This is a genomic window from Enterobacter cloacae complex sp. HYC074_NIDB (assembly GCF_056673345.1).
In genome coordinates, this window is record NZ_CP114214.1 from 1,633,384 (window position 1) to 1,657,615 (window position 24,232).

Sequence of the window (24,232 nt, forward strand, 5' to 3'; positions counted from 1 at the left end):
AAGGAGAAATAACTGAAACTGTCAGCAGGTAAAAATGAAAAAGTTAATTTTGTTGTTATTGATAATAAGCCAAAGCGCACTGGCAAATTGTTGGGATAAAGCGGCGCATTATTATCATGTCGATCCTTATTTACTGTACGCGATAGCGAATGTGGAATCCGGTATGAATCCGTATGCGGTTGGGCAAAACCGCGATGGCACGCGGGATGTCGGGCTGATGCAAATCAACAGTTCGCATTTTACCGCGCTGGAAAGCAGAGGCATCGACGAATATCGATTAATCACGGAGCCGTGTACTTCGATCATGGTCGGGGCTTCTATCCTTTCCGGGATGATCAGGGTGTATGGCTACAACTGGGAAGCCGTTGGCGCGTATAACGCCGGACTGAAAAAAGAAAATTATCCGCAGAGGATGAAATATGCCCATAAGGTCTGGGCCAAATATCAGCAACTGAAATTAGCGGCACGTTATTAACGTTTTTTATTTTTGAAGAATTCCTGAAGGTGTTCTTCGAAAAGTGAAAACAGCTGAATGTGGTTTATGTATTAACGGAGTAATACCTAAGCCGGGATATTAACATTTAATTTGAAACGAACAGGAAAACTGAAATGAACAAAAGGACGTTACTGAGTGTACTCATTGCGGGAGCCTGCGTGGCGCCATTCATGGCCCAGGCTGCGAATCTGAAGGAGACCAGCAGTGAGCCGTACACCATCAAAGCCAGCGATCTGGCGAAGAAAGAGAAGGAACTGACGGACTTCCCGCTGATGGCTTCGGTTAAAGAGACCATCCAGACGCTGGATAACGCGCAGGTCGAACTGATTGAGCCAGGCCGGGCGGCGAACCCGGACAACGTTAAACGCGTTGAAGGGATTGTGAAAGCCAGCGACTGGGAATATCTCTTCCCGCTGCGCGCCCAGGCCTATACCTACAGCAACTTCCTGAAAGCCGTGGGTAAATTCCCGGCGCTGTGTAAAACCTATAATGACGGTCGTGACAGCGACGCCATCTGTCGCAAAGAGCTGGCCACCATGTTTGCCCACTTTGCCCAGGAAACTGGCGGCCACGAAAGCTGGCGTCCGGAAGCCGAATGGCGTCAGGCGCTGGTCCACGTACGTGAAATGGGCTGGAGCGAAGGGCAGAAGGGCGGTTATAACGGCGAATGTAACCCGGACGTCTGGCAAGGACAGACCTGGCCTTGCGGTAAAGATAAAGACGGCGATTTCCTGAGCTATTTCGGACGCGGTGCGAAACAGTTGTCTTACAACTACAACTACGGTCCATTCTCTGAAGCGATGTACGGCGACGTGCGTACGCTGCTCGACAAACCTGAGCTGGTGGCGGACACCTGGCTGAACCTGGCGAGTGCGATCTTCTTCTTCGCCTATCCGCAGCCGCCAAAACCAAGCATGTTGCAGGTGATCGACGGTACATGGCAGCCGAACGACCACGATAAAGCCAACGGTCTGGTTCCGGGCTTTGGTGTGACCACCCAGATCATCAACGGCGGCGTTGAGTGCGGCGGCCCGACTGAAATTGCGCAGTCTCAGAACCGTATCAAATACTACAAAGAGTTTGCAAACTACCTGAAAGTGCCTGTTCCGGCGAACGAAGTGTTGGGTTGCGCCAACATGAAGCAGTTCGACGAAGGTGGCGCAGGCGCCCTGAAGATTTACTGGGAACAGGACTGGGGATGGAGCGCGGATACCCCGGACGGCAAAACCTACTCTTGCCAGCTGGTGGGCTACCAGACTCCGTTCAGCGCCTTTAAAGAAGGTGACTACAGCAAGTGCGTGCAGAAGTTCTTTAACGTGAAAATCGTTAACGATGATGGTTCTTCCGTTACCCCGGACGAAACCCCGGTCACGCCAACACCGACGCCATCTGGCGATGAAACGCCAGCGCCAACACCAACGCCGGATGAAACCCCGGTCGAACCTGTTGTGGTGAACCACGCGCCGGTTGCGCAGATTGCCGGTCCGATCGGTGCAGTGGAAGCAGGTGCGCAGGTTTCTCTGAGTGCGGAAGGCTCTACCGATCCTGATGGCAACAAACTGACGTATACCTGGCGTTCCCAGGATGGTCAGACTGTTACCGGTCAGGACAAAGCGGTTGTGACCTTCACAGCGCCAGAGTCTGCGACGGCGCAGCAGTATGAAGTGAGCCTGACCGTCAGCGATGGCGAGCTGAGCAGCACCACGTCTTACCTGCTGAACGTGAAAGCGAAAGCGGCAACGCCATCCGGAGAAGATACGTCTTACCCGGCATGGAGCGCGAACAGCAAGTACAACGCCGGTGATATCGTGAACAACCACGGTAAACTGTTCCAGTGCAAACCGTTCCCGTACAGCGGCTGGTGTAACAACTCTCCAACGTACTATGAACCAGGCGCAGGTCTGGCATGGGCTGAAGCCTGGACGGCTCTGTAAAAGCAAACGGCAACCCCCAGGGTTGCCGTTTTAGTGTCTGCACCCTCTCCCTGTGGGAGAGGGACGGGGTGAGGGCATCAGTCCGCACTCTCTGTTTTTTGCAGGGTGGCGCTGCGCTTACCCGGCCTACATGAGGCTGGAACGCTTACCGGTGCAACTTCCCGTGATCCCGTAACCACGCCGCCGTACGCACTATCCCTTCATCCAGCGAGACAATCGGTTTATATCCCAGCTCGTTCTCCGCCCGAGAAATATCCAGCGTAAAATCAAAGTTGAGCTTCGACACACCGTAATGCGTCAGCGCAGGCTCTTTCGCCGATTTGCTGCCAAAACGCTCCATGCTGCGGGCAATCATGTCCAGCATTGGGTAGGGAACGGAACGGATCCGGCAGTCGATTTTTAATTCGTCAATTAGCCTTTGCACAATGCTGCGCAGGGTACAGGGTTCGCCGTTGGTGATGTTATACGCGCGCCCCGACACCAGCTTATCGCATTCCGGCTGGCTCGCCAGCCACATGGCGTGAACGGCATTTTCGTAATAGGTCATGTCCACCAGCGCATCGCCGCCGCGCGGTAACAGCACGCTGCCGTAGTGATGCATCATCTGGGCCAGTCGCGGGATGAAGACTTTGTCGTGCGGCCCAAACAGGCTCTGCGGACGCAGCACGGTAAAGCGGGTGTGCGGGTTTGACTGGGCCAGCAGGTCGATCACCTCTTCGCCCGCCGCTTTACTGCGGGCAAACTCACAGGCAAAGCGCGCCGGGCGGAAATTTTCCTGAATATCACGATGGTGGTGATAGTCGAAATAGAGCGACGGAGAGGAAATATGAATAAAGTTACGCACGCCCCAGGCGACGGCCCATTCACCCAGACGGCGCGTGGCGCGCACGTTGGCGAGATCAAAGGCTTCCTGGGTACCCCACGGGGAGGTAAAACTGGAGCAGTGCCACAGCGTATCGATACCGGCGAGCATCACCTTGGCCTGAGAGGAGACCAGCTCCGTCAGATCGGCATGGACAAATTCAGCGCCCATTTTTTGCAGGAGCTTACCCATCGCCTCATTGCGACCAGTGGCCCTCACGCTGATGCCTTTGTTGCGCAGAAACTCGACCGCATTTCGGCCTAAGCCGCTGGTCGCCCCGGTAACCAGTACCTTCATAACAATCCACTGTGTTGAAAAGAATTTCGTGCGCATTCTTTCGTGAATTACGATGTGTTGCAATGGGAAAGGTGAAAGATTAAGAGTTTTATTTAGTTATTTTCCCGCTTTTCTTCTGCCAGTAGCGCAATCCGTTTCGCCATTCCGCGGAAGATAAACAGGTGTGCCGGGATCATCAGCAACCAGTAAAACAGACCCGGCATTCCGTGCGGATGCCACCATGCCCGAACGTCCAGTTCACGATGGTCGCCCTTGTCCTTCAGGGTGAAGCAGAGCCGCCCCAGCCCCGGCGCCTTCATGCCAAACAGCAGCGCCAGCTGTTTTTCCGGCTCAACGATAATCACCTTCCAGCTGTCGACGGTATCGCCCACCTTCAGCCAGGGATGGGCAGGGCGGCCTTTTGCCAGCCGGTGACCGACCAGCAGATCCAGCGCGCCGCGCGTTTGCCACAGAATATTGCCGAAGAAATAGCGCTCTTTGCCGCCAATCTGGTTCACAACTTCCCACAGCGCTGCCAGGCTGGCCGTGGTTTTGACCGTACAGCCCGCCTGTTTCGGATAATAGCCGTACTCGGGCCGCCAGCGGGCAAACGCCTGCGCGTCGTAGCCCCAGTCGCTGGAGTTCACCAGCTTCTCTTCTTCTTTCAGCGTATTACGTACCGCGTCGTCAAAGCGGATCAATTCTTGAGGGATTAAGGCGCGCAGCGCGCGATCGTCCGCCAGCAGATCGTGCTTCAGCCCCTGGATCAGCGCTTTGGCGGTCGTCGGCGGCACGGAGGTGATCACATTCAAAAACCACACTGATATCCAGCGGGTCGGGAAGGGGATGGGGATCAGCCAGCGGCGGCGGCCGCTCACCCGCATAAAATGTTCGAACTGCGCCTGATAGCTCAGCACTTCCGGGCCTGCCGCCTCCAGCACGCGATGCTGCTCCGCCGGGTGATCCAGCAATGCCACCAGATAGTGGAGTAAATTCTCCAGCGCAATGGGCGTGGTGCGCGAGCGTACCCAGCGCGGCGGCGTCAGCACAGGCAGGTTGTAGACCATATCGCGCATCACTTCGAACGCGGCGGAACCCGCGCCGACGATGATCCCTGCCCGGAGTTCGGTGACGGGGATACGGGCGCTTCGCAGCGTTTCTGCCGTCAGCTGTCGGGCGCGCAGATGATCTGACTGCTCGTTCTCAGGCGCCTGGAGTGAGCTTAAAAAAATCACCTGCTTCACCGGCGTTTGCCGCAGCGCATCACGAACGTTCATCGCCACCTGACGCTCGTGGGCGATAAAATCGCCGCCTTCGCCCATGCTGTGGACAAGGTAGTAAAGCGTATCGACCCCTTCCAGCAGCGCAGGAAGCGCTTTCGGCCAGTTAAGGTCAACGTTGTGACACGTCACGCCAGGCAAATGTAGCTTTTGCAGGCGTTCCGTGTTGCGTGCCGCTGCCAGCACCTGGTGCCCCTGCTGGCTTAACGCAGTGGTCAGATGCTGACCGATATACCCGCTGGCGCCGAGCACCAGAATACGTTGCGGCACGGTATGCTCCTTAACGCTGTAAAAACGCCTGCCAGTGTTTCACCACCTCGGTCAACTGCTCGCGGTTAACGTCAAGATGCATCACCAGTCGCACGACCGGGGAGGCGTTGATCAGCACGCCTCGGGCTTTCATAAAGTCGCCCAGCGCGGCAGCATGCTCATCGCCGACGCGGACAAACAGCATGTTGGTGTCGTGTCGCATGACATCAGCGCCGATTTCACGCAGCTGCGCTGCCATCCACGCCGCATTGTCGTGATCGTCTTTCAGGCGTGACACGTTATTTTTCAGGGCGTACAGTCCGGCAGCCGCCAGAATACCCGCCTGACGCATCCCGCCGCCGGTCATTTTGCGCCACCGGTTGGCGCGTCTGATGTAGTCTGCGCTGCCAACCAGCAGGGAACCTACCGGCGTGCCCAGCCCTTTAGAGAGGCAAATGGTGAACGAGTCGCAATATTGGGTGATCTCTTTCAGCTCGCAGCCGTACTCCACCACGGCGTTGAAGATACGTGCGCCGTCAACGTGGAGGCCGAGCTTGCGCTCGCGGGTAAAATCCCATGCCGCTTTCAGGTATTCGCGCGGCAGGACTTTACCGTTATGGGTGTTTTCGAGGCTCAGCAGTTTAGTGCGGGCGAAGTGAATATCGTCGGCTTTGATTTTCGCCGCGACTTTGTCCAGCGGCAGCGTACCGTCCGGCGCAGCATCGATCGGCTGTGGCTGGATGCTGCCGAGCACCGCCGCGCCGCCGGCTTCGTACAGGTAGTTATGCGCCCCCTGGCCGACGATATACTCCTCGCCGCGCTCGCAGTGGCTGAGCAGCGCCACCAGGTTAGCCTGCGTGCCGGTGGGCAGGAACAGAGCAGCCTCTTTACCGCTCAGCTCGGCCGCATAGCGCTGGAGTTCGTTGACCGTCGGGTCATCGCCGTAGACGTCGTCCCCGACCGGGGCGGCCATCATCTCTTCGAGCATGGCGCGGCCCGGACGGGTAACGGTATCACTGCGTAAATCAATCATGGCATGTCCTTATATTTAAAAAGGCGATGCCAGATGTTTTACCTGAGCCAGTTGGTTTTTGCCAGTTCGATCACCTCGTCACCGCGCCCGCTGATGATGGCGCGCAGCATGTAGAGGCTAAATCCTTTGGCCTGTTCCAGCTTGATTTGAGGCGGGATCGCCAGCTCTTCTTTGGCGACCACCACATCCACCAGCACCGGGCCGTCGATGGCGAAGGCGCGTTGCAGGGCGTCGTCCACCTCTGAGGCTTTCTCCACCCGAATACCGGTGATACCGCAGGCTTCGGCGATGCGGGCGAAGTTGGTGTCGTGCAGCTCGGTGCCGTCCGTGAGGTAGCCTCCGGCCTTCATCTCCATCGCCACGAAGCCCAGCACGCTGTTGTTAAAGACCACGATTTTCAGCTGAAGCTTCATCTGCGCCACCGACAGGAAATCCCCCATCAGCATACTGAACCCGCCGTCGCCACACATCGCCACCACCTGACGTTCCGGTGCCGTCGCTTTTGCGCCCAGCGCCTGCGGCATGGCGTTGGCCATTGAGCCATGGTTGAACGACCCAAGCAGGCGTCGTTTGCCGTTCATTTTCAGGTAGCGTGCTGCCCAGACGGTGGGCGTTCCCACGTCGCAGGTGAAGATGGCATCGTCGTCGGCGAAGTGGCTGATCTGCTGCGCCAGATACTGCGGGTGGATCGCTTTTTCGCTCGGTTTGGCGAGATCGTCCAGCCCCTTACGCGCATCGCGATAGTCGCTCAGGGCTTTATCCAGGAATTTGCGGTCCGTTTTTTCTTCCAGTAGCGGCAGCAGGGCGGCGAGGGTGGATTTGATATCGCCGATAAGCGCCATATCCACCTTGCTGTGCGCACCGATGCTGCCGGGATTAATGTCGATCTGGATAATTTTGGCATCCGTCGGGTAGAACGCGCGGTACGGGAACTGAGTGCCGAGCAGGATCAGCGTGTCGGCGTTCATCATGGTGTGGAAGCCGCTGGAAAAACCGATCAGCCCGGTCATGCCGACATCGTACGGGTTATCGTATTCAACGTGCTCTTTCCCGCGCAGGGCGTGCACCACTGGCGCCTTGAGCTTGCCGGCAAATTCCACCAGCTCTTTATGCGCACCGGCGCAGCCGCTGCCGCACATCAGGGCGATATTGCTGGAGTATCGCAGCAGTTGCGCCAGCTTTTTCAGCTCTTCTTCGGCAGGGGTAATGGTTGGCTGTGGCGCAGAGTACCAGTGGGTGGTGGCGGTTTCAGGTGCGGCCTTCAGCGCCACGTCCCCCGGCAGCACAACCACCGAAACCCCGCGATTCAGGATCGCCTTACGCATGGCTATCGCCAGCACCTGTGGGATCTGCTCCGGTGATGAGACCAGCTCGCAATAGTGGCTGCATTCACGGAACAGCTCCTGAGGATGCGTCTCCTGAAAATAGCCGCTACCGATTTCAGATGACGGAATGTGAGCCGCAATCGCCAGCACCGGAACATGGTTGCGGTGACAGTCGAACAGACCGTTGATGAGGTGCAGGTTTCCCGGTCCGCAGGAACCCGCACATACGGCGAGTTCACCCGTAAGCTGCGCTTCGGCACCGGCGGCAAAGGCGGCGACCTCTTCATGGCGGGTGGGCATCCACTCAATGGTCTTCATCTTGTTAAGGCTATCGCTGAGTCCGTTCAGAGAGTCGCCGGTGACGCCCCAGATACGCTTTACGCCAGCCTGCTCAAGGGTTTTTGCTATGTATGCAGCCACGGTTTGTTTCATGGTTGTCCGTCTCCTTTTTGTGATATCGCTTACAAGCTTAGAAGAAAGTCGCTGTATTGCCTGCTCAGTCCTCTTTAAGTACAGGTGGTTTTTCTGCGCGACGCGCCTGGCAAAGTCAAACAAATAACGGGCTGCCGTACAGGCAGTAGGCACAACATAGGCCGGGTAAACGTAGTGCCACCCGGCAAAAAGCCCGGTGGCGCTGACGCTTACCGGGCCTACAGGTGAACCACGACAGATTATGCGAGCACAAGATCGCCCTGCGGATGGCACGAACATGCCAGCACATAGCCCTCGGCAATTTCCGCGTCGGTCAGCGTCATGGTGCTGGTGACCGTGTACTCACCGGAAACCACTTTGGTCTTGCAGCAACCGCACACCCCGGCGCGACAGGCCGCCACTACCGGCACGTTGTTGCTTTCCAGCGCTTCAAGCAGCGTGGTGCCCACGCGGCCAAAGAAAGTCTGCGCCGGTTGCAGCTTCGTGAACTTCATCCCGCTGGTCGCCGCTGCCGCTACAGGCGTGAAGAACTGCTCTTTGAAGAAGCGGGTCACGCCGAGCGCTTTCACTTCTTTCTCCACGATCTGCATGTAAGGCGCCGGGCCGCAGGTCATCACGGTACGGTTCGCAATATCCGGCACGCTTTGCAGCAGCTCGCGGCTCAGGCGCCCCGCGACAAAACCGTGCGTCGCGTTGTGCTCAGCCACCAGCGTCACCGGGTAGTTGCGCCATTCTTCGGCAAAAATCACATCTTCCGGGGAACGCACGCTGAAAATCACCTGCACGTCGGCCTGAGGACGGTATTTCGCCAGCCAGCGACGCATCGACATAATCGGCGTCACGCCACAGCCTGCCGCCAGCAGCAGGAATTTATCTTCCGTCTTGTCGTCACAGGTAAACTCGCCCTGCGCGTCAGACAGCCAGATGTAATCTCCGCGCTTCACGTCCCGGGTCAGCCACTCGGATCCTGCGCCGTCATCAATACGACGGACGGTGAGCGTAATGTATTCGCTCACGCCCGGCGTGGAGGAGAGGGTGTAGGCGCGCAGGGTATCCGCCGAATTACGCACGCTAACCAGCGCATACTGACCTGGGCGGTACGGGTAGTAGTCATGGCACAGCAGCGACAGCGTCCACACATCCGGCGTCTCCTGATGGATGTGATGAACCTGCATCCGCCACGGACATTGTGAGGTTGGCATGGTCATGAGTTACTCCTTACGCGCTCAGCAGTTGCTTCATATCATCTTCAACGTTGGTCACGGAACGCAGACCAAATTTCTCGTTCAGGATGGCCAGCAGGTCCGGCGTCAGGAAGCCTGGCGCAGTCGGCCCGGTGACGATGTTGGTCACGCCGAGAGAGAGCAGGGTCAACAGAATAACGATCGCTTTCTGCTCGAACCAGGAGAGCACCAGCGACAGCGGCAGGTCGTTCACGCCGCAGCCCAGTTTCTCTGCCAGCGTGACCGCCAGAATGATGGCTGAATACGCATCGTTACACTGACCCGCATCCACCAGGCGTGGCAGACCTTCGATGTTGCCGAAGTCCAGCTTGTTGAAACGGTACTTACCGCAGGCCAGGGTCAGGATCAGGCAGTCTTCCGGTACGCGGGTGGCGAAATCGGTGAAGTAGTTACGTTCCCCGCGCGCGCCGTCACAGCCGCCGATCAGGAAGATGTGACGCAGTTTTTCACGGCTGACGAGGTCAATCAGGGAATCCGCCGCACCCAGCAGGGTTTCACGGCCAAAACCGACGGTGATGAGGTGCGGGATTTCGCTGTACGGGAAGCCTGCCATCTGCTGCGCCTGAGCGATAACCGGACCGAAATCGTCGCCTTCAAGGTGGCTCACGCCCGGCCAGCCGACGATGCTGCGGGTCCAGATACGGTCGTCATACGCGCCGACGGTCGGGTCGATGATGCAGTTAGAGGTCATAACAATTGGGCCAGGGAAGCGGGCGAACTCCACCTGCTGGTTCTGCCAGCCGCTGCCGTAGTTACCGATCAGATGCTTAAATTTACGCAGCTCCGGGTAGCCGTGCGCGGGCAGCATTTCGCCGTGGGTATAAACGTTAACGCCGGTGCCTTCGGTCTGCTTCAGCAGGTTGTAGAGATCTTTCAGGTCATGACCGGAGATCAGGATGCATTTGCCTTCGGTCGCTTTGACGTTGACCTGCGTTGGCGTTGGGTGGCCGTAGGTGCTGGTTTCACCGGCATCCAGAATACTCATCACTTTGAAGTTCATCTGGCCGATTTCCATCGAGCATTCCAGCAGGGCGTTCATGTCGGAAGGCCAGGTGCCCAGCCATGCCATGATTTTGTGGTACTGGGCGTAAATAGCGTTATCGTACTGGCCGAGTACGTGCGCGTGCTCCATATAGGCCGCAGCACCTTTCAGACCGTACAGGCACAGCAGGCGCAGGCCGAGGATGTTCTCGCCAATTGCCGCTTTGTCCTTATTTGGGGTGAATTCTGCGGCCTGACGCTGTAGCTCGCCCAGGTCGTCGCTCACCAGCTGTAGCTCCGCCATCGGGTTGTCCACGCGGGCGCTGGCGTCGGCATTCAGGCACTGCGCTTTCAGGGCTTCACGCAGGGCAATCGCTTCGCGGGCATAGCCCACAATGCGTGGAGAATCGAAGTTAACGTTGGTCAGCGTGGAGAAAAATGCGCGCGGCGCAAAGCTGTCGAGATAGTGATCGACAATGCCATATTCACGGGCTTTGAAGGCCCAGGCGGACAAGCCTTGCAGCGCCGCAATCAGCAGATCCTGGAGATCGGACGTTTCTGCGGTTTTGCCGCACATACCCTGCGCGTAAGAGCAGCCGTTGCCTGCTGGGGTACGGATGGTTTGTTCACATTGCACACAAAACATAATCACACCTGTTAAAGTTATATTTGAGATACATGTTTAAGGTTATGCCTGTGCCACAGCAGAGAAAAGTGCTTTCTTATACTAAGTGGAGGGTTATTGATTTAGCGCAATTTTGGCGGCAGGTTCACTACCGCCAAAGCAGTATCAGGCTGAGAAGAACGCCATCAGAATGGGTACCAGCAGGCTCAGAATAAAGCCGTGTACGATGGCGGCAGGAACCATCTCCAGCCCTCCCGAGCGCTGTAACACCGGCAGGGTAAAGTCCATTGAGGTGGCCCCGCACAGGCCCAGCGCAGTAGAGCGGCTGCGGCTTACCAGGCCGGGGATTAGCATGATGGCTATCAGCTCGCGCGCCAGATCGTTAAAGAAGGCGGCGCTGCCGATCACCGGACCAAACGATTCGGTCAGCAGAATACCGGAGAGCGAATACCAGCCGAAACCGGACGCCATCGCCAGGCTGGTTTTCAGCGGCAGATCGAGAATAAAGGCGTTAATCACTCCCCCCGCCAGTGAGCTGGCCACAACGATAACGGCAACCATCATGCCCCGGCGGTTAAGGACAATCTGTTTCAGCGTCATGCCATTATTTCGCAGCTGAATACCAATCAGGAAGAGCAGGAAAATAAGCGTATATTCGCTGGCTTCCGTTGCGTGCTGTAAAAATGCCCAACCGGTCAGACCCAGTAAAAAACCGAGTACCACCACGCCGCACAGCTTTAATGATTCCAGCGCCATCGCAATACGGGAGGGAAGCTTTTCCTGATGATGGTGATTTTTCCAGGGAATAGTGCGTTCCAGCCAGAACAGCGCGGCAATATTGCACAGCAGAATAACCACTACCGTAACCGCAGAATAATGCAGAATGGAAAGCAAGTTCGTCGCCAGATTATCCAGGAAGGCCAGGCTGATCCCCATAAAGAACAGAATGACGTAAACAATCCAGCTGAGAAAACGATTAATAAGCTTTAAGGCCGATTCATGACGCAGCGGAATAAGGTAGCCCGCAATCAGGGGCAGAAGAATGATGAGGAGTCCTGAGAACATGAACAGCCGGTCCTTTTGAGTATCAGTTAAGCGCCAGAGACACTACCCAATAAAGGCTGTGAGGTAAAGCTACAAAAAAAGCCGGGTGGCGGCTACGCCTTACCCGGCTTGTCTATTTGGGGTGGTGCGGCCTGATGCCCTCACCCCGGCCCTCTCCCACAGGGAGAGGGGGGAAAACCATTAATCGCGTTTTTCCAGCAGGGTGCGATACAGCACGCCGCCCAGAATACCGCCGATAATTGGCATCACCCAGAATAGCCACAGCTGTTCAAGCGCCCAGCCGCCCTGGAAAATAGCCACCGCGGTGCTGCGCGCCGGGTTAACGGAGGTGTTGGTCACCGGGATGGAGATGAGGTGGATCAGCGTCAGCGCCAGACCAATAGCGATGGGGGCAAAGCCCGCAGGCGCGTATTTGTCCGTTGCGCCGTGGATCACCAACAGGAAACCTGCGGTGAGCACAATTTCAATCACGATAGCAGACAGCATTGAGTAGCCGCCTGGCGAGTGTTCGCCGAAGCCGTTCGACGCAAATCCGCTGGCCGCGGCGTCAAACCCGGCTTTTCCGCTGGCAATTACATACAGCACCGCCGCGGCAATAATACCGCCAATAACCTGGGCAATAATATAGCCAATAATATCTTTCGCCGGGAAACGTCCGCCCGCCCATAAACCTAATGTGACGGCCGGGTTGAAATGACCGCCGGAAATATGCCCCACGGCGAATGCCATGGTTAATACAGTTAAACCGAATGCCAGCGCGACGCCGACAAAACCAATACCTAATTCCGGAAATGCGGCTGCCAGTACTGCGCTACCGCAGCCACCAAACACCAGCCAGAATGTGCCAAAGCATTCTGCCGCTAATTTTCTGAACATAACCACCTCAATAATAAACGTCCGCGCCCATTCCTGCGCGCGGGTTATATCGCCATAAAGGGATGACGACTCAAAGAGCCAGTATTTTGAAACCATCAACATCCCTTCGCCACTCAAATAAATTCACTAAATTTGATTTAAGGCAATGTGATGTCAATCCTTGTTCAGAACGGAGGTAATTAGAGCATAGCCCAATAATTAAGGGGGCGTATATTCTGCTGTCGTGACCCACAGCCTGCCGCTATACTGCTGATAACTTGAAGGAAAAAGTGGCCGAATTGCGGGGGATGTATGCTACTCGAACGTGTGGAGATTGTCGGGTTTCGCGGGATTAACCGCCTGTCGCTGCAACTGGAACAGAACAACGTCCTGATAGGCGAAAACGCCTGGGGTAAATCCAGCCTGCTGGATGCCCTGACGCTGCTGCTTTCGCCCGAAGAGAACTTGTACCACTTCGTTCATGATGACTTCTGGTTTCCGCCGGGGGATGTCAACGGGCGCGAGAAACACCTGCATATCATTCTGACCTTCCGCGAATCCGAGCCCGGTCGCCATCGCGTGCGTCGTTTTCGCCCTATGTCGGCCTGCTGGGTGCCCTGTGAAGATGGGTTCCAGCGTATTTTCTATCGCCTTGAGGGCGAAATGGCGCAAAACGACGGGGTATTAACCCTGCGTGAATTTCTTGATGAGAAGGGGAATCCGATCCCGCTCGATAATATTGACGAGCTTGCCCGACATCTTATCCGCCTCTCCCCCGTATTGCGCTTACGCGACGCGCGTTTTATGCGGCGGATCCGTAACGGCACCGTGCCGAATATGCCCGAGGTGGAAGTAACCGCCCGCGAACTGGATTTCCTCGCCCGTGAACTGGTCTCACGGCCGCAGAACCTCACCGACGGCCAGATCCGTCAGGGACTGTCTGCCATGGTACAACTGCTGGAGCACTACTTCTCCGAGCAGGGAACGGGGCAGGCGCGCCACCGTCTGATGCGTCGCCGCTCGCACGATGAACAACGAAGCTGGCGCTATCTCGATATTATCAACCGCATGATCGACCGCCCCGGCGGGCGTACGCATCGGGTGATCCTGCTGGGTTTATTCTCCACGCTTTTACAGGCGAAAGGGACGGTGCGCCTGGATCGGGACGCGCGCCCGCTGCTGCTGGTGGAAGATCCGGAAACGCGGCTCCACCCGATTATGCTTTCCGTGGCGTGGCATCTTCTTAATCTGCTGCCGTTGCAGCGAGTCACCACCACGAATTCCGGAGAGCTGCTCTCTCTGACGCCGGTAGAGTATGTCTGCCGCCTGGTGCGTGAATCGTCGCGGGTCACCGCCTACCGGCTCGGGCCCGGCGGGTTAAATGCCGAAGATGGCCGACGGATTGCGTTTCATATCCGTTTTAACCGTGCCTCTTCCCTGTTTGCCCGCTGCTGGTTGCTGGTGGAAGGGGAAACGGAAACCTGGGTGATAAACGAGCTGGCTCGCCAGTGCGGGCACCACTTTGATGCCGAAGGGATCAAAGTGATCGAATTTGCTCAGTCTGGCTTAAAACCGCTGATCAAATTTGCGCGCCGGATGGGGATAGAGTGGCACGTGCTGGTGGATGGCGATGAGGCGGGTAAAAAATATGCGGCGACCGTGCGCAGCCTGCTCAATAACGATCGTGAAGAGGAGCGGGAACATCTGACCGCGCTGCCTGCGATGGACATGGAGCACTTTATGTACCGTCAGGGATTTGACGACGTCTTTCACCGCGTGGCGATGATCCCGGTGGATGTACCCATGAACATGCGTCGGGTGATTGCCAAAGCTATCCATCGGTCGTCAAAACCGGATTTGGCCATTGAAGTCGCGACGGAAGCCGGCAGGCGAGGCGTGGAGTCGGTGCCCACGCTGCTGCGTAAAATGTTCTCCCGCGTCCTCTGGCTGGCTCGCGGGAGGGCCGATTAGCGGTCAGTCGCCTGCGAAACCTGTTGGATCAGGCTATCAAGCAGGGTATAGCGGCGGCGGTATTCGGACCGTTTTTTACTCGCAATCTCTTCCATCGGTTTGCGTGGCATGGTCAGTGGCAGGGCAAAGTTGCCGTTATCCTGCTGCTGTCCGCCAAGGGAGCGCCAGAAGCTGTCATAGTCAGCCAGCAATTTTCCCTCTTTTTTCTTGCGATAGCGCCAGCTGCGGTAGATGTGGGTGGCGTTACTCACCGCGAGGATCTGCTCGACCGGGAAGGCGCCTGCCAGCGTCATGACCGCTTCAACCAGCAGACGTTTTGGGAACAGTCCGTGACAGGCTTTGGTCGCCAGCTGAATGTGCTCGTGCGGGACATGCGCTTTCGCCCCCTGCATTCCGCCGATGAAGAGCGTTGTCTTGCCCTGGTATTTGCACAGCGTAAAGGTCAGCTCGGCCAGCACCGTGTTCTGGTGGTCGCAAAAAGTGAGGGTCGCTTCCCCTTCTTTGTCCAGAAACGCATCCGCGCTCAGGCGAACGCTAAACTGCTGTTCCTCTTTGCCCGTTAACGTCACCAGCGTGATGCCCTGGCTGGAGAGGTAGCCGTTGAGCAGCGACGCCGGAAGATGGCGGCTCATCATCTGATAGTGATCGTTCAATGCGTCCAGCGTATTCTGACGACCCATATTGATGGTCAGCCACGGCCGGTGCAGGCGGCACGGCAGGCCGGGCTGCACGCGCAGGATCTGCATCAGACGGGGCTGTTTTGCAAGGTTTCCGAGCAGGCGCGCAGTGGTGAACGGCGTTGCCAGCGAGCGCAACATAAACTTACGTCGATAGGCCGGATTTTGCCACGCCAGCCCCGGCGTGAGGGAACCCGATGTCAGGCTTTTAAACAGTTGCCAGCCCGATTTAGGCTGGGGCAGCGTTGAATAAGGTGTATCGACGATGGAAGACATGTTAGATCCTGCTTCTGGTGGAATATCGCTATTTCAGCAGGCGCTTTATCAACATCGGGTAAACAATTCCCGACGATTACGGGGATCGGGGGTTTCGTTGAGGAGTGGTTTAGATAAAATCAACGGTGATGATAGCCAGAACAACTATTTGGAATATTTATGAACCTGAAGGGAAAACGCAGAAAGCTGTTTCTGCTGCTGGCGGTAGTGGTGTTAGCGGGCGGATTCTGGTTATGGAAGGTACTGAACGCGCCGGTACCACAGTATCAAACGCTGATTGTTCGTCCGGGCGAGCTGCAACAAAACGTGCTGGCGACGGGGAAACTGGATGCCCTGCGTAAGGTTGACGTGGGCGCGCAGGTCAGCGGTCAGCTTAAAACCCTGTCAGTTGAGATTGGCGATAAGGTTAAAAAAGGCCAGCTGCTGGGCGTGATCGATCCTGAGCAGGCGCAAAACCAGATCCGCGAAGTGGAAGCGACGCTGATGGAGCTGCGCGCGCAGCGCGCGCAGGCTCAGGCGGAGCGTAATCTCGCTCAGGTCACCCTGACGCGCCAGCAGGCGCTGGCGAAAACGCAGGCCATCTCGAAACAGGATCTGGACACAGCCGCCACGGAGCTGGCGGTGAAGCAGGCGCAGATTGGCACCATCGATGCGCAAATCAAACGGAATCAGGCCTCGCTGGATACGGCGAAAACCAACCTCGATTACACGCAAATCGTTGCGCCAATGGCCGGGGAAGTGACGCAGATAACCACCCTGCAAGGCCAGACGGTCATCGCCGCGCAGCAGGCGCCAAACATCCTGACCCTGGCGGATATGAGCACCATGCTGGTGAAAGCCCAGGTATCCGAAGCGGACGTCATTCACCTTAAGCCGGGGCAGAAAGCCTGGTTTACGGTGCTGGGCGATCCACAAACCCGCTATGAGGGCGTGCTGAAAGATATCCTGCCGACGCCGGAAAAGGTCAACGACGCCATCTTCTACTACGCGCGTTTCGAGGTGCCAAACCCGCAGGGCGTGCTGCGTCTGGACATGACCGCCCAGGTGCATATCCAGCTGACCGGCGTGAAAAACGTGCTGACGGTTCCGCTCTCCGCGCTGGGCGAATCCGCCGGGGACAATCGCTACAAGGTGAAAGTGCTGCGCAACGGCGAAACCCGCGAGCGGGAAGTAGTGATTGGCGCGCGTAACGACACCGACGTGGTGGTGGTAAAAGGGCTGGAAGAGGGTGAAGAAGTGGTCACCAGCGAAACCCTGCCCGGAGCCGCGCAATGACGGCGCTGCTTGAGCTGAATGACATTCGTCGCAGCTATCCGTCCGGCGACGGGCCGGTGGAGGTGCTGAAGGGCATCTCCCTGCGCGTTGAAGCCGGTGAAATGGTGGCGATTGTCGGGGCGTCGGGCTCGGGTAAATCAACGCTGATGAACATTCTTGGCTGTCTGGATAAGCCCACCAGCGGCACCTATCGCGTGGCCGGGACGGATGTTTCCACCCTGGACGGCGACGCGCTGGCGAAGCTGCGTCGCGAGCATTTTGGCTTTATCTTTCAGCGTTACCATCTGCTTTCACACCTGAGCGCGGCGCAGAATGTGGAAGTGCCGGCGGTGTATGCGGGCGTCGAGCGCAAAAAACGCCTTGAACGCGCGAAGGCGCTGTTAACGCGTCTTGGGCTGGCGGAGCGTGTTGATTATCAGCCTTCGCAGCTTTCCGGCGGTCAGCAGCAGCGCGTGAGTATTGCCCGCGCGCTGATGAACGGCGGACAGGTGATCCTCGCCGATGAGCCAACCGGTGCGCTCGACAGCCATTCCGGTGAAGAGGTGATGGCGATCCTGCATCAACTGCGCGATCAGGGGCATACGGTGATTATCGTCACCCACGATCCGCAGGTGGCGGCGCAGGCGGAACGCATTATCGAGATCCACGACGGCGAGCTGGTCAGCAACCCGCCGCCGCGTCAGTCCAGAGCGGCGGCGGCGAAAGAAGCTTTGCCTGCGTCCACCGGCTGGGGCCAGTTTTCCAGCGGTTTCCGCGAGGCGCTGACCATGGCCTGGCTGGCGATGGCGGCCAACAAAATGCGCACTCTGCTGACCATGCTCGGCATCATTATCGGTATTGCCTCGGTGGTGTCGATTGTGGTGGTGGGCGATGCGGCGAAACAGCTGGTGCTGGCGGATATTCGGGCCATCGGGACTAACACCATCGACGTTTACCCCGGCAAAGATTTTGGCGACGACGAGCCGCAGTATCAGCAGGCGCTGAAATACGACGATCTGGCGGCTATTCAGAAGCAGCCGTGGGTGAACTCCGCCACGCCTGCCGTGTCGCAAAACCTGCGTCTGCGCTACGGCAACATCGACGTGGCGGCCAGTGCTAACGGCGTCAGCGGAGATTACTTCAACGTCTACGGCATGACCTTTAGCGAAGGGGCGACCTTCAACGCGGAGCAGCTGGCGGGCAGGGCGCAGGTGGTGGTGCTGGACGCGAACTCGCGCAGACAGCTTTTCCCCAATAAAACCCGTGTAGTGGGGGAAGTGATCCTGGTGGGTAACATGCCCGCCACGGTGATTGGTGTGGCGGAAGAGAAACAGTCCATGTTTGGCAGCAGCAAGATCCTGCGCGTCTGGCTGCCATACAGCACCATTTCCGGGCGCATTATGGGGCAGTCCTGGCTTAACTCCATTACCGTGCGAGTGAAGGAGGGCTACGACAGCGCGCTGGCGGAACAGCAGCTCGAGCGGCTGTTAACCCTGCGCCACGGGAAAAAGGATTTCTTCACCTGGAACATGGACGGCCTCTTGAAAACGGCGGAAAAGACCACACGTACTCTTCAGCTGTTCCTGACGCTGGTGGCGGTGATTTCGCTGGTCGTCGGCGGGATTGGGGTGATGAACATTATGCTGGTGTCGGTGACCGAACGTACGCGGGAGATAGGCATCCGCATGGCGGTCGGGGCCAGAGCCAGCGACGTGCTCCAGCAGTTTTTGATTGAAGCGGTGCTGGTGTGTCTGGTGGGAGGCGCGATGGGGATTGCGCTTTCGATGATGATCGCCTTCGCGCTCCAGCTCTTCTTACCGGGCTGGGAAATTGGCTTCTCGCCGATGGCGATCCTGACGGCGTTTTTATGTTCCACCTTCACCGGTATTCTTTTCGGCTGGCTGCCGGCGCGAAACGCGGCGCGGCTCGATCCGGTGGATGCGCTGGCGCGGGAATAGCCCGAAAATAAAAATGCCAGCCGATCGGGCTGGCATTTTGCCTGCGGGGTGTACACAATGAATCAGAGAGCTATGCAACCGTTTCTGCTTCAACGGGCACGATAAGACTGGCGTGATTGCCTTTTGGCCCCTGGTGTACATCGAACCGGACGGACTGCCCGGCTTTGAGCGTCCTGTAACCATCCATCTGAATGGTGGAATAGTGAGCGAAGATATCCTCGCCGCCGCCTTCGGGGCAAATGAAGCCAAACCCCTTGGCGTTGTTGAACCACTTAACAGTACCCATTTCCATGCTTCGACATCCTTCGTAAATCTTATAAATTAAGATGGAATGAACCGGTGGTGGAGTGGGGGCTGTTCAAAACCTCGCCAACTCACGCTTGTACAATTTAGAGAAACGGAAGAAGCCGTCAAGCGTTTGGCGCTGGAGTTGGGACAATAATCAACCAAAATTTGAGGCAGTTAACGCTATTGCAACAGTTTGTGACAGACATCGCGGATGACAGTAATAGATGATTGTTATCTAACATCTGAGGTAGATTCAAAGTGGTTATGCATAATGGGTAAGACCAACGATTGGCTGGATTTTGACCAGCTGGCGGAAGATAAAGTGCGCGACGCGCTAAAACCGCCATCTATGTATAAAGTTATGTTAATGAACGATGATTACACGCCGATGGAATTTGTTATTGACGTGCTACAAAAGTTCTTTTCTTATGATGTTGAACGTGCAACGCAACTGATGCTTACCGTTCATTATCGTGGCAAAGCGATCTGCGGCATCTTCACTGCCGAAGTTGCGGAAACCAAAGTAGCGATGGTGAACGACTATGCGAGGGAGAACGAGCATCCGTTGCTGTGTACGCTGGAAAAGGCCTGATAAGGCATAAAATTGGGGGAGGTGCCTATGCTCAATCAAGAACTGGAACTCAGTTTAAACATGGCTTTCGCCAGAGCGCGTGAGCACCGACATGAGTTTATGACCGTCGAGCACCTGCTGCTCGCACTGCTTAGCAACCCATCTGCCCGCGAAGCGCTGGAAGCCTGCTCCGTGGATCTGGTGGCGCTACGTCAGGAACTCGAAGCCTTCATCGAACAAACCACACCGGTGCTGCCAGCCAGTGAAGAAGAGCGCGACACGCAGCCGACGCTCAGCTTCCAGCGCGTGTTGCAGCGCGCGGTTTTCCACGTCCAGTCTTCCGGACGTAGCGAAGTGACTGGCGCCAATGTCCTGGTCGCCATCTTCAGCGAGCAGGAGTCCCAGGCGGCCTACCTGCTGCGCAAACACGAAGTCAGCCGGCTCGACGTGGTCAACTTCATCTCTCACGGAACGCGAAAAGACGAGCCTAACCAGGCATCGGATCCCAGCGGACAGATCAACAGCAATGAAGAGCAAGCAGGCGGGGAGGATCGTATGGAAAACTTCACCACCAACCTTAACCAGCTTGCTCGCGTTGGCGGTATCGACCCGCTGATTGGTCGCGACAAAGAGCTGGAGCGTGCCATCCAGGTGCTGTGCCGTCGACGCAAGAACAACCCGCTGCTGGTGGGGGAATCTGGCGTGGGTAAAACCGCGATTGCCGAAGGGCTGGCCTGGCGCATTGTGCAGGGCGACGTGCCGGAAGTGATTGCCGACTGCACCATCTACTCGCTGGATATTGGCTCGCTGCTGGCGGGCACCAAATACCGCGGTGATTTCGAAAAACGTTTCAAAGCGCTGTTAAAACAGCTGGAGCAGGACACCAACAGCATCCTGTTTATCGATGAGATCCACACCATCATCGGCGCAGGTGCGGCCTCCGGTGGCCAGGTGGATGCCGCTAACCTGATCAAACCGCTGCTCTCCAGCGGCAAGATCCGCGTGATGGGCTCCACGACGTACCAGGAGTTCAGCAACATCTTTGAGAAGGATCGTGCGCTGGCGCGTCGTTTCCAGAAAATCGACGTTACCGAGCCGTCGGTTGACGAAACGGTGCAGATCATCAACGGCCTGAAAACCAAGTACGAAGCACACCACGACGTGCGTTACACCGCGAAAGCGGTCCGTGCGGCGGTGGAGCTGGCGGTGAAATACATCAACGATCGTCATCTGCCGGATAAAGCGATCGACGTGATTGATGAGGCAGGTGCGCGTGCACGCCTGATGCCAGCCAGCAAGCGTAAGAAAACCGTGAACGTGGCGGATATCGAGTCCGTGGTGGCCCGCATCGCGCGTATTCCTGAGAAGAGCGTTTCTCAGAGCGACCGTGATACCCTGCGCACCCTCGGCAATCGCCTGAAAATGCTGGTCTTTGGTCAGGATAAAGCCATTGAGGCCTTAACCGAAGCGATCAAGATGGCCCGTGCTGGCCTGGGGCATGACCACAAGCCGGTTGGTTCCTTCCTGTTCGCCGGTCCGACCGGCGTGGGGAAAACCGAGGTGACGGTTCAGCTCTCCAAAGCGCTGGGCATTGAGCTGCTGCGCTTTGATATGTCCGAGTATATGGAGCGTCACACCGTCAGCCGTTTGATTGGTGCACCTCCGGGCTACGTGGGCTTTGACCAGGGCGGCCTGCTTACGGACGCGGTTATCAAGCATCCGCACGCGGTCCTGCTGCTCGATGAAATCGAGAAAGCGCACCCGGACGTGTTCAACATCCTGTTGCAGGTGATGGACAACGGGACGCTGACCGATAATAACGGGCGCAAGGCCGATTTCCGCAACGTGGTGCTGGTGATGACCACCAACGCGGGCGTGCGGGAAACCGAGCGTAAATCCATCGGCCTGATCCACCAGGATAACAGCACCGATGCGATGGAAGAGATCAAGAAGATCTTCACGCCGGAGTTCCGTAACCGTCTGGACAACATTATCTGGTTCGATCACCTGTCTACCGAGGTGATCCATCAGGTGGTGGACAAGTTCATCGTCGAGTTGCAGGTTCAGCTGGATCAGAAAGGCGTGTCGCTGGAAGTGAGCCAGGAGGCCCGCAACTGGCTGGCTGAGAAAGGCTACGACCGTGCGATGGGTGCCCGTCCGATGGCGCGCGTGATTCAGGACAACCTGAAGAAGCCGCTGGCGAACGAGCTGCTGTTTGGCTCGCTGGTGGACGGCGGCCAGGTCACGGTAGGGCTGGATCAGGCGAAGAACGAACTGACGTACGATTTCCAGAGTGCGGCGAAGCATAAGCCGGAAGCGGCTCACTGATTTCTTACGTAGGTCTAAAAACCGGGCAAAAGCCCGGTTTTTTTATGCGTGCCAGGGTAAAAGCAAAACGACAACAGTGTTGTCGTTTTTAGTGTTTTCTCCCTCTCCCCGTGGGAGAGGGTTGGGGTGAGGGCAACAGACCGCAAAGGAATTTTGCGAGGCGCTTTCCAGATTCTTTCGAAGTCAGTTGCTGGATAAATTCACAGTAATAAAATGGCGGCGCACCTGCAAAATCAGGTGTCGGGATTGGCGTCCTGATTACACACATATGGAAAGATGTTGCTAACGCAACATCATTGGTTTCGTTCACTCTTTTTTTAGCTGCGGTATAATCCGTATCTTCTATTATGGTGGACTGAACCGGGGCTTCTTTTGAAGCGCCGATTTTCCATATGGTCGGTACGCCAAACCGGTTCAGTCTGCCACCCGAAGTTGGCGTTTCTGGTGGTAGTTTTCAGCTTTTAATATGGAAATTATGAATATGGAAAACCATTCTATCTCCCAGCTCTATAGCGAACTCTCCCTCAACCCCGATCTCCCAACCCTTGCCGAGCGCTGCAAACTGCTCACCGAAATCCTCCTCGACTGCAAATCACTTCCGCAAACGCAGCCCGTTTGCCGTTGCCTCGGAGCCTACCTGGAAGAGGTGAAATCCGGCCTCACAGAGTCAATGCGTGATTTTCAGGTGGTTGAATTTGAGGACGACGCGGAGCAACCGCGACAAAAAGAGTGGCTGCTGGAAGATACCGAAACGAAATGCGTCTACTGCCGGGCGTTAAACCATGTGCTGCTGGTATCGCATGTTGACCGCGATATGCTGCCGCACCTGACGGGACTGCTGCATGACATTACCCACGCGATGGCTGAAGATTTAATCGTACCCATGAACCCGTGCATGACTATACATCTGCCGACACAGCCACACTAAGACCATAAATAAAAAAGGCCGGGAATATCCCGACCTTTTAAATATTCATCTGCCATTACAGGCGAAAACAATTAGCGACTACGGAAGACAATGCGGCCTTTGCTCAGGTCGTACGGGGTCAGTTCAACAGTCACTTTGTCGCCCGTCAAAATGCGGATATAGTTTTTGCGCATTTTACCGGAGATGTGCGCAGTTACCACGTGACCGTTTTCCAGTTCTACGCGAAACATGGTATTAGGCAACGTATCAAGTACGGTACCCTGCATTTCAATATTGTCTTCTTTGGCCATCTAATCCTCTGGGGTATCACTACCAAGTTTTGAACCGGCAAGATAATGCCGAAATTCCTCAATTAAGTAAAGAATTGCGCGTTTAAAACGCAGCAAAACAGTCTCAGCGTATTGCCCAAGCGTCACGGTACAACCGAACGGAAAGCGCATTCGTAAAGGGGAGACGACAGGATAAACGTCAGGACGTTATCTGAAGCGAGGGTCCCAAACGGCGGCGGGGCAACAGGCAGAAGCTACTCTGCGGCATAATTATAACACCCTCATAAAAAATATGCGGAAAACATTTAGGCATTGGGCATAAAGAGCGCTCTGGGAACCCAAAAATCGCGTGGAAGGGTCTCTTTTCGGCATTGTTCAAGGTGTTCGATATAGTGTCGGCGGGAGATTTCAACGGCGCCGAGCGAGGCGGTGTGCTCATTCAGCACCTGACAATCCATCAGCCGTCCGCCACGACGGGCAAATTCCTCGCTAAACACCAGCAGCGCGGTTTTTGACGCATTCGTGGCACGGGAGAACATCGACTCACCGCAGAACAGCGTGCCCTGCGCCACGCCGTACATTCCGCCGACGAGGTTATCCTCTTTCCATACTTCAATAGAGTGCGCGTAGCCCAGCTCATGAAGCTGGTGGTAGGCGATAATGATATCGCGGGTTATCCAGGTGCCTTCATGACGATCTTCAGCGCAGCCTTCGATAACCTGGCCGAAGGCGTGATTGAGCGTGACGCGAAAGGGTGATTTTGCATGAAACCGCTTCATGCTGCGGCTCAGGTGAAACTGCCCAGGCCACAGCACGGCTCGCGGGTCGGGAGACCACCATAAGATCGGGTCGCCAGGCGAAAACCAAGGGAAGATGCCGCGCTGGTAAGCCATTAAGAGCCGTGCCGGGCAGAGATCGCCGCCCAGAGCCAGCAAGCCGTTAGGTTCACGCAGCGCCCCCTCCGGTGAAGGGAACGCAATATTATGGCGAGAAAGCTGCACCAGGCGCATGACAACAGAACTCCAGTACGCGAGAGAGGACGCTACAAATATAGT

General features: G+C 56.6%; 20 protein-coding genes. 8 read left to right on the forward strand and 12 right to left on the reverse strand.

Translation table 11 applies throughout. The annotated features are described in order from the left end of the window. Positions 1 to 34 precede the first annotated feature (34 nt). The gene (gene iagB / locus O1724_RS08025; RefSeq protein ID WP_022650708.1) at positions 35 to 475 is read left to right on the forward strand and encodes a type III secretion system invasion protein IagB; all 441 of its coding nucleotides are present in this window, start codon (positions 35 to 37) and stop codon (positions 473 to 475) included. A gap of 134 nt (positions 476 to 609) precedes the next feature. After that, the gene (locus tag O1724_RS08030; RefSeq protein ID WP_022650709.1) at positions 610 to 2,430 is read left to right on the forward strand and encodes a chitinase; all 1,821 of its coding nucleotides are present in this window, start codon (positions 610 to 612) and stop codon (positions 2,428 to 2,430) included. A 145-nt stretch (positions 2,431 to 2,575) separates the two neighbouring features. Here O1724_RS08030 and O1724_RS08035 read toward each other — a convergent pair whose 3' ends face one another. From O1724_RS08035 to aqpZ, 8 genes are all read right to left on the reverse strand, one after another. Beyond that, positions 2,576 to 3,589, reverse strand: coding sequence for an NAD-dependent epimerase/dehydratase family protein (locus O1724_RS08035; protein ID WP_032661724.1), 1,014 nt, complete (start codon positions 3,587 to 3,589; stop codon positions 2,576 to 2,578). Between the two features lie 92 nt (positions 3,590 to 3,681). Next, on the reverse strand, positions 3,682 to 5,118 hold the full coding sequence (locus tag O1724_RS08040; RefSeq protein ID WP_045332338.1) for an SDR family oxidoreductase: 1,437 nt from the start codon (positions 5,116 to 5,118) through the stop codon (positions 3,682 to 3,684). Between the two features lie 10 nt (positions 5,119 to 5,128). After that, positions 5,129 to 6,130: a low-specificity L-threonine aldolase gene (gene ltaE, locus O1724_RS08045; RefSeq protein WP_022650711.1), complete on the reverse strand. Its 1,002-nt coding sequence runs from the start codon at positions 6,128 to 6,130 to the stop codon at positions 5,129 to 5,131. A gap of 38 nt (positions 6,131 to 6,168) precedes the next feature. Further along, positions 6,169 to 7,887, reverse strand: coding sequence for a ubiquinone-dependent pyruvate dehydrogenase (gene poxB, locus O1724_RS08050; RefSeq protein ID WP_126297328.1), 1,719 nt, complete (start codon positions 7,885 to 7,887; stop codon positions 6,169 to 6,171). A 239-nt stretch (positions 7,888 to 8,126) separates the two neighbouring features. After that, on the reverse strand, positions 8,127 to 9,095 hold the full coding sequence (gene hcr, locus O1724_RS08055; protein WP_126297327.1) for an NADH oxidoreductase: 969 nt from the start codon (positions 9,093 to 9,095) through the stop codon (positions 8,127 to 8,129). Positions 9,096 to 9,105: 10 nt separating this feature from the next. After that, complete coding sequence (hcp, locus tag O1724_RS08060) at positions 9,106 to 10,758, reverse strand: hydroxylamine reductase (RefSeq protein ID WP_126297326.1); 1,653 nt, start codon at positions 10,756 to 10,758, stop codon at positions 9,106 to 9,108. A 144-nt stretch (positions 10,759 to 10,902) separates the two neighbouring features. Further along, complete coding sequence (locus O1724_RS08065) at positions 10,903 to 11,802, reverse strand: LysO family transporter (protein WP_032657914.1); 900 nt, start codon at positions 11,800 to 11,802, stop codon at positions 10,903 to 10,905. A 180-nt stretch (positions 11,803 to 11,982) separates the two neighbouring features. After that, positions 11,983 to 12,678, reverse strand: a complete 696-nt coding sequence (aqpZ, locus tag O1724_RS08070) for an aquaporin Z (RefSeq protein WP_026080729.1) — start codon at positions 12,676 to 12,678, stop codon at positions 11,983 to 11,985. A gap of 291 nt (positions 12,679 to 12,969) precedes the next feature. Between aqpZ and O1724_RS08075 the strand changes: the two genes are divergently transcribed. Continuing rightward, on the forward strand, positions 12,970 to 14,628 hold the full coding sequence (locus O1724_RS08075) for an ATP-dependent endonuclease (RefSeq protein WP_023324396.1): 1,659 nt from the start codon (positions 12,970 to 12,972) through the stop codon (positions 14,626 to 14,628). Here O1724_RS08075 and O1724_RS08080 read toward each other — a convergent pair. Then, positions 14,625 to 15,581 carry a VirK/YbjX family protein gene (locus tag O1724_RS08080; protein WP_045897769.1) on the reverse strand — a complete coding sequence of 319 codons (957 nt, stop codon included), beginning with the start codon at positions 15,579 to 15,581 and terminating at the stop codon, positions 14,625 to 14,627. The two genes, O1724_RS08075 and O1724_RS08080, sit on opposite strands and share 4 nt — an antisense overlap. Positions 15,582 to 15,740: 159 nt before the next feature. Between O1724_RS08080 and macA the strand changes: the two genes are divergently transcribed. Then, positions 15,741 to 16,856: a macrolide transporter subunit MacA gene (gene macA / locus O1724_RS08085; protein ID WP_017384842.1), complete on the forward strand. Its 1,116-nt coding sequence runs from the start codon at positions 15,741 to 15,743 to the stop codon at positions 16,854 to 16,856. Next, the gene (gene macB, locus O1724_RS08090) at positions 16,853 to 18,793 is read left to right on the forward strand and encodes a macrolide ABC transporter ATP-binding protein/permease MacB (protein WP_022650715.1); all 1,941 of its coding nucleotides are present in this window, start codon (positions 16,853 to 16,855) and stop codon (positions 18,791 to 18,793) included. Before macA ends, macB begins: the two co-directional genes overlap by 4 nt. Positions 18,794 to 18,863: 70 nt before the next feature. On the opposite strand, the gene cspD is transcribed toward macB, so the two are convergent. After that, entirely contained in the window at positions 18,864 to 19,085 is a 222-nt protein-coding gene (gene cspD / locus O1724_RS08095) for a cold shock-like protein CspD (RefSeq protein ID WP_006809408.1), read from the reverse strand. 267 nt (positions 19,086 to 19,352) lie between these two features. Between cspD and clpS the strand changes: the two genes are divergently transcribed. The 3 genes from clpS (at position 19,353) to O1724_RS08110 (ending at position 22,908) form a co-directional block, all read left to right on the forward strand. Further along, positions 19,353 to 19,673, forward strand: a complete 321-nt coding sequence (gene clpS, locus O1724_RS08100; RefSeq protein WP_006174393.1) for an ATP-dependent Clp protease adapter ClpS — start codon at positions 19,353 to 19,355, stop codon at positions 19,671 to 19,673. A 27-nt stretch (positions 19,674 to 19,700) separates the two neighbouring features. Next, positions 19,701 to 21,980, forward strand: coding sequence for an ATP-dependent Clp protease ATP-binding subunit ClpA (gene clpA / locus O1724_RS08105; RefSeq protein WP_006809407.1), 2,280 nt, complete (start codon positions 19,701 to 19,703; stop codon positions 21,978 to 21,980). A 475-nt stretch (positions 21,981 to 22,455) separates the two neighbouring features. Further along, the gene (locus O1724_RS08110) at positions 22,456 to 22,908 is read left to right on the forward strand and encodes a hypothetical protein (RefSeq protein ID WP_176691021.1); all 453 of its coding nucleotides are present in this window, start codon (positions 22,456 to 22,458) and stop codon (positions 22,906 to 22,908) included. Positions 22,909 to 22,979: 71 nt separating this feature from the next. Here O1724_RS08110 and infA read toward each other — a convergent pair whose 3' ends face one another. Together infA and aat are read right to left on the reverse strand one after the other, a co-directional pair. Next, positions 22,980 to 23,198, reverse strand: coding sequence for a translation initiation factor IF-1 (gene infA / locus O1724_RS08115; RefSeq protein ID WP_002211347.1), 219 nt, complete (start codon positions 23,196 to 23,198; stop codon positions 22,980 to 22,982). A gap of 284 nt (positions 23,199 to 23,482) precedes the next feature. Beyond that, complete coding sequence (gene aat / locus O1724_RS08120; RefSeq protein ID WP_479983955.1) at positions 23,483 to 24,187, reverse strand: leucyl/phenylalanyl-tRNA--protein transferase; 705 nt, start codon at positions 24,185 to 24,187, stop codon at positions 23,483 to 23,485. Positions 24,188 to 24,232: the final 45 nt, after the last annotated feature.